We start from the raw sequence: 13,027 nt of genomic DNA, 5'->3' as shown, positions 1-13,027 counted from the left end.
CCGGATGCGGCAATGGCAGGCCGCAGGGCGCGCTTATTGCGGGCCCATCTTGTCCATCAGTGCTGCGAGCATTTCGTACTCTTCGGCGGTCAGGTCGGTCAGCGGGGTGCGCACCGGGCCTGCGTCGTAACCGGCGATCTTGGCGCCAGCCTTGACGATGCTCACGGCGTAGCCGGCCTTGCGGTTACGGATGTCCAGGTACGGCAGGAAGAAATCGTCGATCAGCTTGGCCACGGTGGCGTGATCGTCGCGGGCGATGGCGTGGTAGAAGTCCATCGCGGTCTTCGGAATGAAGTTGAACACTGCCGACGAGTACACCGGCACACCCAGTGCCTTGTAGGCCGCAGCATACACCTCGGCGGTCGGCAGGCCACCCAGGTAGCTGAAACGATCACCCATGCGGCGACGGATCGACACCATCAGTTCGATGTCGCCCAGGCCGTCCTTGTAGCCGATCAGGTTCGGGCAACGCTCGGCCAGTTGTTCCAGCAGGTTGGCGTTCAGGCGGCAGACGTTGCGGTTGTACACCACCACACCGATGTTGACCGATTTGCACACCGCTTCGACGTGGGCGGCTACGCCGTCCTGGCTGGCTTCGGTGAGGTAGTGCGGCAGCAGCAGCAGGCCCTTGGCGCCCAGGCGCTCGGCTTCTTGCGCGTATTCGATGGCCTGGCGGGTGGAACCACCGACGCCGGCGAGGATTGGCACCGACTTGGCGCAGGTGTCGACCGCAGTCTTGATCACCTGGCTGTATTCGCTGGCGGCCAGGGAGAAGAACTCACCGGTGCCACCGGCGGCGAACAGGGCGCTGGCGCCGTAAGGGGCGAGCCACTCCAGGCGCTTGATGTAGCCAGCCTGGTTGAAGTCGCCCTGGGCATTGAAGTCGGTGACCGGGAAAGACAGCAGGCCGTGGGAGAGGATGGATTTCAGTTCTTGTGGAGTCATTGTTGTAGGCATCCTGTGGCGCTTGGGGTGAAGGGTGTTGTTCTGCGTTGGAGGTAAGTTATCGTACAACTGCTGCGATGACTAGTGCTTTATGCAGAAATTTTGTGTGGATGCCTAAGTGATCAGTTCAAGAGTTGTGCGGATGCGGATATCGAGCGCCGCCCGCGCGGCGCATCGCGGGCAAGCCCGCTCCCACATTTGTTTCGGGCCAATCTCTCCTGTGAAGCCAACAGGGACCGCCTTGTTGGCATGGCAATGCATCTTGGTGGGCGCTGATGAAGCCCCACCTGTCTCCAGTCATGCACCAAGGCGGATCCTGTTGGCGGCACAGGAGTAACTGGCCCGAAACAAATGTGGGAGCGGGCTTGCCCGCGATGCGCCGCGCGGGCGGCGCTCGATCTGATAGGCGCAGAAGATCTAACGACGAGCACTAGGCAGTCATCGTATCTCTTCAGGAGAAAGGAAAAAAACGATCGCGGAGACAGGCACAAGCCCGCCGCCCGCTTCCACGGGAAGTGTTCTGGGACCAGCAGAGGGTGACCGGGGAAGCGGGGGCGGCCTTGCGCCGCCCCGCGATCAAAGCTAACGAAGCTGAAACCGGGTATCAGGCAGCCTGTTGGCGCTTGATCTGGCTTTTGCGCACCTGGGCGCGGCAGGCATCGCCGAAGGCCTGGAAGATCTTGATCGAATCAGGGTTCTTCGCCGCTTGCCACTCCGGGTGCCACTGCACGGCAAACAGGAACGGCGAGATGCTCGGGGCGTGGATCGCCTCGACCAGGCCGTCTTCGGCGTGGGCGATCGGCTCGATGCCGGCGCCGAGGTTACGCAGGCCCTGGCCGTGCAGCGAGTTCACGCGGATCTCGTCGGTACCGAGGGTTTCACGCAGCCAGCTGCCCGGCTTGATCTTCACGCCATGCACCTGGGCGTATTGCACATCGACCGGATCTTCCGGGTTTTCCCGGTGGTCGTTGAAGCCTGGCTCGGCGTAGACCTTCTGGTAGATGTCGCCGCCCAGGGCAACGTTGATTTCCTGCATGCCACGGCAGATGCCGAAAATCGGCAGGCCGCGCTTGAGCGCCGCCTTGACCAGCGGGATGTCGAACAGGTCGCGGTTCTTGTCCTGGCCCTTGCCTGGCGTTTCGTTCTCCTGACCGTACAGGGTCGGGTCGATGTTGCTGCCAGCACCGGTCAGGTACACGCCGTCGGCCATGTCCAGATAGGTCTCGAGGTCTTCGATGCCACAGCAGGTGGGCACCAGGACCGGGACGCAATCGGCGAAGTCGACCAGCGGGGTGATGTATTTGTGGGTCATGACCTGATAGTCATGGCCTTTGCGCTCTTGGCTGCCCATGGTCATCAGGACGACGGGTTTGCGCAGGGAAGGTTGCTTGTTGCCAATGTTGCTGTTGGACATATGTCACCTTATGACAGGGCTCTGCCTGTCGTTGTTGTGCAGGTGCACGGCCCGTGGCCATGTTGTGCTACCTGAAGTCCCGAGCACTGCCGGCTCATCACTGGACGATTCCGGTCGGGGCTTGTAGATAGCTTGCCAGAGCCGTTCGATATGTCAAACGAGCAAAAAGCGGTTAAGGCGCCGAAATACGGGGGCTGAACCCTTGCGAGCCTGAGCCGGCAAGGGTTTGGCAGGGGGTAAGGTCAATTATATTTAACGACGCAGTTGGTTCATTGCAGCGCTGCAATGATCGACGGCTCAGTGCAGTATCTGCGCCAGGAACGCCTTGGCCCGTGCAGTACGCGGCTGGTTGAAGAACACCTGGGGCGGGCTGTCTTCGATGATCTGCCCGCCTTCAAGGAACAGCACCCGCTCTGCCACCTGCCGGGCAAAGCCCATTTCATGGGTGACGCAGAGCATGGTCATGCCCGTGCCGGCCAGCTGCACCAGTACGTCCAGGACCTCGGCGACCATCTCTGGGTCGAGCGCCGAGGTCGGCTCGTCGAACAGCATGATGCGCGGCTTCATGCACAGCGCCCGGGCGATGGCCACGCGCTGCTGCTGGCCGCCGGACAACTGGCTGGGGTACTTGTGCGCCTGGCTCTCGATACCCACCTTGCTCAGGTACATGCGCGCCCGTTCCTCGGCGTCCTTGCGCGACAGCCCGCGCACGCTGGTGGGGGCGAGCAGGCAGTTGTCGAGCACGCTCATGTGCGGGAACAGGTTGAAGTGCTGGAACACCATGCCGATCTCGCTGCGCACCTGGGCCGCCTGGCGGGTGTTGGCGGCCAGGTCGGTGCCGGCAACCTGGATGCTGCCCTGCTGGGCGATTTCCAGGCGATTGATGCAGCGGATCAGCGTCGATTTGCCTGAGCCGGACGGGCCACACAGGACAATGCGCTCGCCTTCGCGCACCCGCAGGTCAATGTCACGCAGCACATGGAAGGCGCCATAGTGCTTGTTCAGGCCCTCGATGCGGATCAGTTCCGGGCGTGGGTCAGGTTCGGGGGCAAGGCTGGCAACGCTCATGGGGGCGGTCATGTTGTTGTTCTCCCGCTGGGTGTCAGTCGAAACGTGCCGCGCTGTAGGGCGCAGGGTCGGTGAAGGGGCGCTCGCCGGTGAGCAACTCGGCCACCAGGCGGCCGCTGACCGGGCCAAGGGTGAGGCCGTGGTGGGCGTGGCCGAAGTTGAACCACAGGCCTTTGTGTCGGGGCGCCGGGCCAATCACCGGGCGCATGTCGGGCAGGCAGGGCCGGCGGCCGAGCCAGGGTTTGTCATCGAGGCGCTCGCCCAGGGCCGGGAACAGCTTGCGGGCCAGGGCTTCGCAGCGCTTGAGCTGGATTTCGTTGCCCGGCGCGTCACTGGCGGCGAACTCGATGCCGGTGGTCAGGCGCACGCCGCGGGCCATAGGGGCCAGGACGTAGCCGCCCTGGGTGTCGCAGACCGAATGCTGCAGCTGCGCGCCGTCACGGGTGCCGTAGTGCATGTGGTAGCCACGCTTGATGCCCAGCGGAATGCGGTAGCCCAGGCGCTCGAACAGGTCGCCCGACTGCGGGCCCAGGCAGGCCACCACCTCGTCGGCAGTAATCGGCCCCCGTTGGCTATCGACCTGCCATTGGCCGTCGACCTGGCGCAGGCTGCGCGCATCGCCATGCAGGAACTGCCCGCCACGCTGTACGAACAGCGCGGCGTAGCCACGGGTGAGGGCGCCGGGGTTGCTGACGGTCTTCGGGTCGAGCCAGTGGATGCCACCGACCACGGTGCTGTCGAGCTGGTGTTCGCGCGCCTGCAGCTGGCCGCGTTCGAGGATTTCGTACTGCAGGCCGTAACGGGCCAGGCCCTTGAGCTCGGCCTTGGCCTGCTCGAACAGCGCCGGTTCACGATACACCTCGATCCAGCCTTTGGCCTGGATCAGCCCTTCAAGGCCGGCGGCGTGGATCAACGCATCGTGTTCCTCGACGCTGCGCTGCACCAGAGGCAGCATGTCGGCCGCCGCACCAGCCAGGCGCCCGGGCGCCGACTGTTGCCAGTAGCGCAGCAGCCAGGGCGCCGCCTTGGGCAGGTGCAGCAGGCTGTAGCGCACGTCGGGCTGGCGGTTCAGGCCATAGCGCAGCAAGGCACCGAATTGCCGCGGGAAGGCATAGGGGATCACGCTGGAGCGCTCGATCAGCCCGGCGTTGCCATGGCTGGTGCCGCTGCCGGGGTCATCGCGGTCGATCAGGATCACCTGGCGCCCGCGGGCCTGCAGGTGCAGTGCGGTGCTGACGCCGACGATGCCGGCGCCGAGAACAAGGGTCTGGCAATGCATGGATGTATCCTTCGGTCAGTTCAGGTGGCGGCCCAGGCGGGCTTCCAGGTGTTTGAGCAAGCGCCGGACCAGTTCGACGATCACCAGGTAAAGCACCGCGGCCCACAGGTAGATCTGGAAGTCGAAACTGCGCGAGAACGCCAGTTTGGTCACGCCCATCAAGTCGTAGATGGTCACCAGCGAGGCGATGGCGCTGGCCTTGATCATAAGGATCAGCTCGTTGCCCAGCGGGCCGATGGCCACCAGCAACGATTGCGGCAGGATCACCTTGAAGAAGGTGGTCGAACGTTTCAGGTTCAGCGCCCGTGCCGCTTCGTACTGCCCCGGCGCCACGGCCATCAGGCTGCCGCGGAAGATCTCGGCCTGGTAGGCGGCGGTGTTGAGGGTGAACGCCAGCAAGGTGCAGAACCAGGCTTCACGGAAGAACCACCAGAGCCCGACGTCCTGCCAGAAACCTTTGAGCGAGCCCAGGCCGTAATACAGCAGGAACAGTTGTGCCAGCAGTGGCGAGCCGCGGAAGAAGTAGATGTAGCCGGCCGCCATGCGCTGCAGCAGCAGGTGGCGCGACATGCGCGCCAGGGCCAGCAGCAGGCCGAGCACGGCGCCCAGGCTGAAGGAAATCGCTACCAGCTTGGCGGTCACCAGCAGGCCCTCGACGAAGCGCGGGCCGTAGCGCTCCAGCAGGTCCGGGTCCAGCACCAGGCCCAGCAGTTGTTCGGCACTCATGCGCGTGCTCCTTGCAGGTGGCGGTTGCTGCGGCGCTCGATATAGGCGAATACCCGTCCCGAGGCGGCGGAGAACAGCAGGTAACCCAGGCAGGCGACGCCATAGAAGAACATCGGCTCCTTGGTCACACTGACCGCCAGGTTGGTCTGGCGCATCAGGTCGACCAGCGAGATGGTCGACACCAGCGAGGTGTCCTTGAGCAGCGACAGCCAGTTGTTCGACAGGCCCGGCAGGGCGATGCGGGTCAGTTGCGGCAGCACCACCTTGAAGAAGCCGGTGCGCTTGCTCAGGCCCAGCGCCGAGCAGGCCTCCAGTTGCCCTTTGGGCAGGGTCTTGAACGCCGCCAGCCAGATCTCGCTGGAGAACGCTGCGAAGACCAGGCTGAAGGCGATCATCGCGGTCAGGAAGGTGTTGATCAGGAATTCGCCTTCATAGCCCATGGCCGCCAGCAGCTTCTGCGCGGCGATCTGGCAGCCGTAATAGATGATCAGCAAGGTCAGCAGCTCGGGCAGGCCGCGGAACACTGTGGAAAAGGTAGTGGCCCAGGCCCGTGGCAGGCGCTTGCGTGAACGCGCCGCCAGGGCTACGGCCAGGCCCAGCGGCAGGCCGATGGGCAGGCAGGCGAGGGCCAGGGAAACGGTGACCAGGGCGCCGGCCAGCAGCGCCTGGCCCCAGCCACCACTGGCGAAGGACAGCAAGGACAATTGATCGAGCATGACAAACCCCTTGGGCGGGTAATGCGATTACAGTGTGGGAGCGGCCTTGCCGAGGCGTCGGACCGGTCGGAAAGGGCTGCGAAGCGGCCCCAGGATTTATGCAACAGCACAGATTGCCGGGGCCGCTATGCGGCCCTTTCGCGACACAAGGCCGCTCCCACAGGGGTTTCGCAAAGACTTTCTACAGATCAGTTGTAGATATCGAAGGCAAAGTACTTGCTGGCGATCTTCTGGTAGGTGCCGTTGGCGACGATCTCGGCCAGTGCGGTGTTCAGCCGCTGGCGCAGGGCGTCATCGTCCTTGCGCACGGCAATGGCGGCGTTGGCCTTGGTATCGGCAACGTCGCCGAGGATCTTGCAGCAATCGCCGCCGTTCTTGTTCATCCACTCGTGCAGCGGGAACTTGTCGGCGATCACCCCGTCCAGGCGGCCGGCGGCGAGGTCGGCGTTGGCCTCGTCCATGGTCGGGTACAACTTCACGTCGGCGCCGGCCTTGGCGTACACGTCTTCGGCATAGATGGCCTGGGTCGAGGACGACTGGGCGCCGACCGTGTAGCCGTCAAACTTGGTCTGGGCGTCGCCGATCTTGCTGTCCTTGGCCACGGCGACAGTCAGCGGGGTGCGGTAGTAGTGGTCGGTGAAGGCGATTTTCTTGCGCCGTTCCTCGGTGTCGATCATCGACGCCACCACGGCATCGTACTTGCGCGCCATCAAGGCCGGGATGATGCCTTCCCAGTCCTGGGCGACCAGGGTGCATTCGACCTTCATCTGTTCGCACAGGGCGTGGGTAATGTCGATGTCGAAGCCGTGCAGCTGGTTATCGGCATCGACATAGTTGAAGGGCGGGTAGGCACCTTCGGTGGCGAAGCGCAGGGTCTCGGCGCTGGCGTTACCCGCCAGCAGCAGGGCACACGCACCCAGCATAGCCATGGTCTTGTTCATCTCGCACCTCTTGCACTCTTGCTATTGTTGTTTGCCCGCCGGCCACGAGGTGTAGCCGACGAACTCGTTATGTAGAGCGGCAGTCGCTTCCAAGCGTTTTTCAACATCAGGCCCGAGCTTCTTGCAGACCTCGTTGACCATCAGGTGCACCCACGACAGCATGGTCGCGGTGGACTCCCAGAACAGGTTGAATTCGGTGGGGATACGGAACACTTCGTCGGCATGGGCATCGGCCCAGTCGCAGAAGGTGTCGGTCACCAGGGTGACCGGGATGCCGGCGGCGCGTGCCTTCTGGCACAGCTGCAGGGCATGGCGGGAATAGCGGCGGGCCTCGAACACCACCAGCGCGGTGTCCTCGCTGCGGCCGAGCAGCACGTCGCCGAAGTGCCCGGCGCTGCCATCGACCAGCAGCACGCCGTCGCGCAGGTATTGCAGCAGGTGGCTCATGCACATGGCGATGCCGCGCTCGGTCTGGAAGCCGGCGATACACACCCGTGGCTTTACCGCCAGGCGCTGTGCCACGGTGTGCCAGGCATCGCTCTGGCGGTATTCGTGAACGCGCACCAGGGCCGCGATTTCCCGCTCCAGGCTGCCAGCGTTGTCGCTGACGTCCTGGTTCTGGCGATATTCTTGCAGGCGATCACCCATCAGCCACGGCCCGTCGCCGAGGTCACTCTGCAGGTCTTGCTTGAGCGCCTTGAGATGGGCATAACCGAGGGAGCGGCAGAAACGGCCGACGCTGGATTCGCTGACACCCAGCTTCTCGGCAATGCTGGCCGAGGTCTGGAACGGCAGTTCGTGCAGGTTGGCGAGCATGTAGCTGGCGATCTTGCGGCCTGAGGCAGCGGCCCCTTGCAGGCTGTTTTCCAGGCGTTGCTTGATCGGTTGGCTCATGCTGCTGCTCCAGGTAAGGCGTGAAATAGAAAATGGCTGTTTTCTGTCATGCCGTCAACATTTGACAGATAGCTGTCACTTATCGGAAAGTTTTTGTCGTTGCATACGCTGTTGCCATTCCAATTCCAAAAAAGGAGCTACAGATGTCCGCACCTTCCACCAGCCCGCTCGTGCGCGTGCCCTTCACTGCACTGCAGGGGCTGTTGCAAGCGATCTTCCTGCGTCACGGCTGCAGCGAAGCGGTGGCCACCGTGCTTGCCCACAACTGCACCAGTGCCCAGCGCGATGGCGCCCACAGCCATGGCGTGTTTCGTATTCCCGGTTACGTTTCGACCCTGGCCAGTGGCTGGGTTGATGGGCGGGCCATACCGCAGGTGACCGACCTGGCGCCAGGCTACGTGCGCGTGGATGCCGCCGGTGGCTTCGCCCAGCCTGCATTGGCAGCGGCCCGTGAGTTGCTGGTGGAAAAGGCCCGCAGCGCCGGCATTGCCGTGCTGGCGATCCACAATTCGCACCATTTCGCCGCGCTGTGGCCCGATGTCGAACCCTTTGCCGATGAGGGCCTGGTGGCACTGAGCGTGGTCAACAGCATGACCTGCGTGGTGCCGCACGGCGCGCGCAAACCGCTGTTCGGCACCAACCCGATTGCCTTTGCTGCGCCGTGTGCCGGGCATGACCCGATCGTCTTCGACATGGCCACCAGTGCCATGGCCCATGGCGACGTACAGATCGCCGCGCGTGCCGGCCAGGCACTGCCCGAGGGTATGGGCGTGGATGCCCAAGGCCTGCCGACCACCGACCCCAAGGCCATTCTCGAAGGCGGCGCACTGCTGCCGTTTGGCGGGCACAAGGGTTCGGCGTTGTCGATGATGGTCGAGTTGCTGGCGGCGGCGCTGACCGGCGGGCATTTCTCCTGGGAGTTCGACTGGTCAGGGCACCCAGGTGCGAAAACGCCGTGGACCGGGCAACTGATCATCGTCATCGACCCGAGCAAGGCCGAGGGTAGCCGGTTTGCCCAGCGCAGCCGCGAACTGGTCGACCACATGCAGGCTGCAGGGTTGTCGCGCATGCCGGGCGAGCGGCGCTACCGCGAGCGGGAGCAGGCCGAGCGGGAAGGGGTGGCGGTGACTGAACAAGAGTTGCAAGGACTGAAAGAATTGCTTGGCTGATCCGGCCTCTTCGCGGGCAAGCCCGCTCCCACAGGTACTGCACAGATCTCAAGGGCTGTGATATCCCTGTGGGAGCGGGCATGCCCGCGAAGAATCCAGCACGAAACCCCAGCTGTGCAAAGTTGCATAGACAACCTTGCACTTATGTGATGTTCCTTGGGCCCGACTCCGGGTATCCTCAGGGCAGTCTTTCCGAACTGTCCTGATCCAAGGAGCTGCACGCTGTGTTCAAACATGTCGATGCCTATGCCGGCGACCCGATCCTCTCGTTGATGGAAACCTTCAAGGCCGACCCGCGCGCCGACAAGGTCAACCTGAGTATCGGCCTGTATTACGATGAGGCCGGTGTGGTGCCGCAGCTGGAAGCGGTGGATGCGGTGGAAAAGCGCATTGCCGGCCAGGCCCATGAAGCCTCGCTGTACCTGCCGATGGAAGGCCTGGCCAGCTACCGCCAGGCGATCCAGGCGCTGCTGTTCGGTGCCGACCACCCGGCCGTGACCGGCAAGCGCGTGGCCACCGTGCAGACCGTTGGCGGCTCCGGCGCGCTGAAAGTCGGTGCCGACTTCCTCAAACGCTACTTCCCGCAGTCGGAAGTCTGGGTCAGCAACCCGACCTGGGACAACCACCGCGCCATCTTCGAAGGTGCCGGGTTCAAGGTGCACACCTACCCGTACTTCGACCAGGCCAGCCGTGGCGTCGACTTCGACGGCATGCTGCAAGCCCTGCAGGGCCTGCCGGCCAACAGCATCGTGCTGCTGCACCCGTGCTGCCACAACCCGACCGGTGCCGACCTTGAGCCGGCGCAGTGGCAACAGGTAGTGGAAGTGGTCAAGGCGCGCCAGCTGATCCCGTTCCTCGACATCGCCTACCAGGGCTTCGGCGAAGGCCTGGTGGAAGACGCCTACGCCATCCGCGAAATGGCCCGGGCCGGCGTGCCGTGCCTGGTCAGCAACTCGTTCTCCAAGATCTTCTCGCTGTACGGCGAGCGGGTAGGGGGCCTGTCGGTGGTCTGCGACGACGAAGCCACCACCCAGAGCGTGCTCGGCCAGCTCAAGGCCACCGTGCGTCGCAACTACTCCAGCCCGCCCAACTTCGGTGCCCAGCTGGTGGCTGGCGTGCTCGGCGATGCTGCACTCAACGCCCAGTGGGCCGCAGAAGTGGAAGTGATGCGCAAGCGTATCCTCGACATGCGCCAGGCGCTGGTCGATGCCCTGGCGGTGCTGCTGCCGGGTCAGGACTTCCAGTTCTTCCTGCGCCAGCGCGGCATGTTCAGCTACACCGGCTTCAGCGTCGAGCAGGTGCGTCGCCTGCGTGACGAGTTCGGCGTGTACCTGATCGACAGCGGCCGGGTGTGCATGTCCGGCCTGCGCCCGGCTAACCTGCAACGGGTTGCCGAAGCCTTCGCTGCCGTCCAGAAATAAACCGCAGCGGGCCGCACGCGGCTCTTGTGGGAGCGGCCTTGTGTCGCGAAAGGGCTGCGCAGCGGCCCCAGCTATCTGTGTCGCTGCACAGGTCCTGGGGCTGCTGCGCAGCCCTTTCGCGACACAAGGCCGCTCCCACATTCATTTGCGGCCTGCCTTATGGGCACAACCCGCTTGTAAAGACAAGTGCAACCGCCTCTCGGAAAGGGGCTTCGCAAGTGCAACCTTTCGGTGCACAATCGCGCCCCTCTTTCCCGGTTGAGTTGGGCGATAACACGATTTCGCCATTCTCAGCCTGTTGCAGTCTTGCGAGTGGAGCTTCACCCGGAATGAATGAGCAGGCCCCAAGCGTTGAACAACGCTTTGTAGAATCGACCCCCGCCACCCTCGGCGCCTGGTCGCGTAACGACACCACCTGGATGCTGGGCCTGTTTGGCACAGCCATTGGCGCGGGGACCTTGTTCCTGCCGATCAACGCTGGCCTCGGCGGCTTCTGGCCGCTGCTGATCCTGGCCGCGCTGGCTTTCCCGATGACCTATTTCTCCCACCGTGCGCTGACCCGTTTCGTGCTGTCCGGGCGCAACGGCGGTGACATCACAGAAGTGGTCGAAGAGCATTTCGGCATCAAGGCCGGTGCATTGATCACCGTGCTGTACTTCTTCGCGATCTTCCCGATCCTGCTTATCTATAGCGTGGCGCTGACCAACACGGTCAGCAGCTTCATGGAGCACCAGCTGCACATGGCGCCGCCACCGCGGGTCATCCTGTCGTTCGTGCTGATCCTCGGCCTGCTGGCCATCGTGCGCTGCGGCGAGCAGGCCACGGTCAAGGTCATGAGCCTGCTGGTGTACCCGTTCATCGTGGCCCTGGGGCTGCTTGGCCTGTACCTGATTCCGCACTGGACCGGTGGCATCCTCGACAGCGCCGCCCAGGTGCCGTCGGGCCCGGCCTTCCTGCATACGCTGTGGCTGGCCATTCCGGTGATGGTGTTCTCGTTCAACCATTCGCCGATCATCTCGGCCTTCGCCGTTGACCAGAAGCGCAGCTATGGCGAGCACGCCGACGAGCGCAGCGGCCAGATCCTGCGCCGTGCCCACCTGCTGATGGTGGTGATGGTGCTGTTCTTCGTGTTCAGCTGCGTGCTCACCCTGAGTAGCGCCCAGCTGGCCGAAGCCAAGGCGCAGAACCTGTCGATCCTGTCGTACCTGGCCAACCACTTCAGCAACCCGACCATTGCCTTCGCCGCGCCGCTGATCGCCTTTGTCGCGATTGCCAAGTCGTTCCTGGGCCACTACATCGGTGCCAGTGAAGGCCTGAAGGGCATCATCGTCAAGACCGGCGCTCGCCCGGGTGCCAAGACCCTGGACCGTGTGGTCGCTGCACTTATGTTGGTGGTGTGCTGGATCGTCGCCACCCTCAACCCGAGCATCCTCGGCATGATCGAATCGCTCGGCGGCCCGATCCTCGCCGTGCTGCTGTTCCTGATGCCGATGTACGCCATCCGTCGCGTGCCGTCGATGCGCAAGTACAGCGGCGCGCTGTCGAACGTGTTCGTGGTGGTGATCGGCGTGGTGGCGCTGACCTCGGTGGTGTACGGCCTGATCGGCTGACTTACTGCCTGAAATAGAAAAAAGCCCGGAGCGTTTGTCGCCATCCGGGCTTTTTTTTGTCCACAGAAATTGTCTGGCAATAGAACAATTTCAATGTACCCATAGGCACCCGGCCGCCTTCATGATTAACTCAGTGTCCTTTTCAAACCCCGCATAAGGATTTCGTCATGGCTCAAGTGACCCTCAAAGGCAACCCGGTTCAGGTCAACGGCAACCTGCCACAGGCCGGCGCCCAGGCTCCGGCTTTCTCCCTGGTAGGTGAAGGCCTGGCTGACAAGTCGCTGAAGGACTTCGCCGGCAAGCGCAAGGTGCTGAACATCTTCCCGAGCGTCGACACCCCGACCTGCGCCACTTCGGTTCGCAAGTTCAACGCCCAGGCCAACGACGTGGCCAACACCGTGGTGCTGTGCATCTCGGCTGACCTGCCGTTCGCCCAGGCGCGCTTCTGCGGCGCTGAAGGCCTGGACAACGTGAAGAACCTGTCCACCCTGCGCGGTGCCGAGTTCCTGCAGAACTACGGCGTTGCCATCGCCGACGGCCCGCTGGCCGGCCTGGCTGCCCGTGCCGTGGTGGTACTGGACGAGAACGACAAGGTGCTGCACAGCGAGCTGGTTGGCGAGATCGCCGACGAGCCGAACTACGACGCAGCCCTGGCTGTGCTGAAGTAAGGATTGCCTGGGGGAGGGTAAAGGAACTCTTCTGCCTGGCCCCTCTCCAAGCAACACCCTGTAACGGCCCGGAACCCTTTCCGGGCCGTTTTCATTTAAAGTTCAACCTTTTGGCAACGTCAGGCAAAGGTAAACCTCTGGTAAAGAGCCTTTGCTATAACGATGCCAGTGCTTAT

At 63.6% G+C, this 13,027-nt stretch carries 12 protein-coding genes; 4 read left to right on the top strand and 8 right to left on the bottom strand.

The window, feature by feature from the left end; translation table 11 throughout:
- Nucleotides 1-33: 33 nt before the first annotated feature.
- The 8 genes from kdgD to N430_RS17640 all read right to left on the bottom strand — a co-directional run bounded on the left by kdgD (nt 34) and on the right by N430_RS17640 (nt 7,983).
- Entirely contained in the window at nt 34-945 is a 912-nt protein-coding gene (gene kdgD / locus N430_RS17675) for a 5-dehydro-4-deoxyglucarate dehydratase (RefSeq protein ID WP_110638091.1), read from the bottom strand.
- 604 nt (nt 946-1,549) lie between these two features.
- Entirely contained in the window at nt 1,550-2,359 is an 810-nt protein-coding gene (locus N430_RS17670; RefSeq protein WP_110638090.1) for a gamma-glutamyl-gamma-aminobutyrate hydrolase family protein, read from the bottom strand.
- Nucleotides 2,360-2,656: 297 nt separating this feature from the next.
- On the bottom strand, nt 2,657-3,439 hold the full coding sequence (locus tag N430_RS17665; RefSeq protein WP_110638089.1) for an amino acid ABC transporter ATP-binding protein: 783 nt from the start codon (nt 3,437-3,439) through the stop codon (nt 2,657-2,659).
- 22 nt (nt 3,440-3,461) lie between these two features.
- Nucleotides 3,462-4,706: an FAD-binding oxidoreductase gene (locus tag N430_RS17660; RefSeq protein ID WP_110638088.1), complete on the bottom strand. Its 1,245-nt coding sequence runs from the start codon at nt 4,704-4,706 to the stop codon at nt 3,462-3,464.
- A gap of 15 nt (nt 4,707-4,721) precedes the next feature.
- Entirely contained in the window at nt 4,722-5,432 is a 711-nt protein-coding gene (locus tag N430_RS17655) for an ABC transporter permease (protein ID WP_110638087.1), read from the bottom strand.
- Nucleotides 5,429-6,148, bottom strand: a complete 720-nt coding sequence (locus N430_RS17650; protein ID WP_110638086.1) for an ABC transporter permease — start codon at nt 6,146-6,148, stop codon at nt 5,429-5,431. The genes N430_RS17655 and N430_RS17650 overlap by 4 nt, the downstream gene beginning before the upstream one ends.
- Nucleotides 6,149-6,336: 188 nt before the next feature.
- Nucleotides 6,337-7,089 carry a transporter substrate-binding domain-containing protein gene (locus N430_RS17645; protein ID WP_110638085.1) on the bottom strand — a complete coding sequence of 251 codons (753 nt, stop codon included), beginning with the start codon at nt 7,087-7,089 and terminating at the stop codon, nt 6,337-6,339.
- A 21-nt stretch (nt 7,090-7,110) separates the two neighbouring features.
- Nucleotides 7,111-7,983 carry a MurR/RpiR family transcriptional regulator gene (locus tag N430_RS17640; RefSeq protein ID WP_110638084.1) on the bottom strand — a complete coding sequence of 291 codons (873 nt, stop codon included), beginning with the start codon at nt 7,981-7,983 and terminating at the stop codon, nt 7,111-7,113.
- A gap of 143 nt (nt 7,984-8,126) precedes the next feature.
- Here N430_RS17640 and N430_RS17635 point away from each other — a divergent pair, with 143 nt between their 5' ends.
- The 4 genes from N430_RS17635 (at nt 8,127) to tpx (ending at nt 12,851) form a co-directional block, all read left to right on the top strand.
- Nucleotides 8,127-9,152, top strand: a complete 1,026-nt coding sequence (locus tag N430_RS17635) for an Ldh family oxidoreductase (protein ID WP_110638083.1) — start codon at nt 8,127-8,129, stop codon at nt 9,150-9,152.
- Nucleotides 9,153-9,376: 224 nt separating this feature from the next.
- Nucleotides 9,377-10,573 carry an amino acid aminotransferase gene (locus N430_RS17625; protein WP_110638081.1) on the top strand — a complete coding sequence of 399 codons (1,197 nt, stop codon included), beginning with the start codon at nt 9,377-9,379 and terminating at the stop codon, nt 10,571-10,573.
- 329 nt (nt 10,574-10,902) lie between these two features.
- Complete coding sequence (locus N430_RS17620; RefSeq protein ID WP_110638080.1) at nt 10,903-12,183, top strand: serine/threonine transporter; 1,281 nt, start codon at nt 10,903-10,905, stop codon at nt 12,181-12,183.
- Between the two features lie 167 nt (nt 12,184-12,350).
- A complete protein-coding gene (gene tpx, locus N430_RS17615; protein ID WP_110638079.1) occupies nt 12,351-12,851 on the top strand; it encodes a thiol peroxidase in 501 nt (166 codons plus the stop codon).
- The last annotated feature ends 176 nt before the right edge of the window (nt 12,852-13,027 follow it).

This window comes from Pseudomonas sp. CC120222-01a (genome assembly GCF_003097235.1).
Taxonomy (GTDB): Bacteria; Pseudomonadota; Gammaproteobacteria; order Pseudomonadales; family Pseudomonadaceae; genus Aquipseudomonas.
Note: the sequence above shows the minus strand (reverse complement) of the source record. Positions and strands in the feature narration are given on the sequence as shown.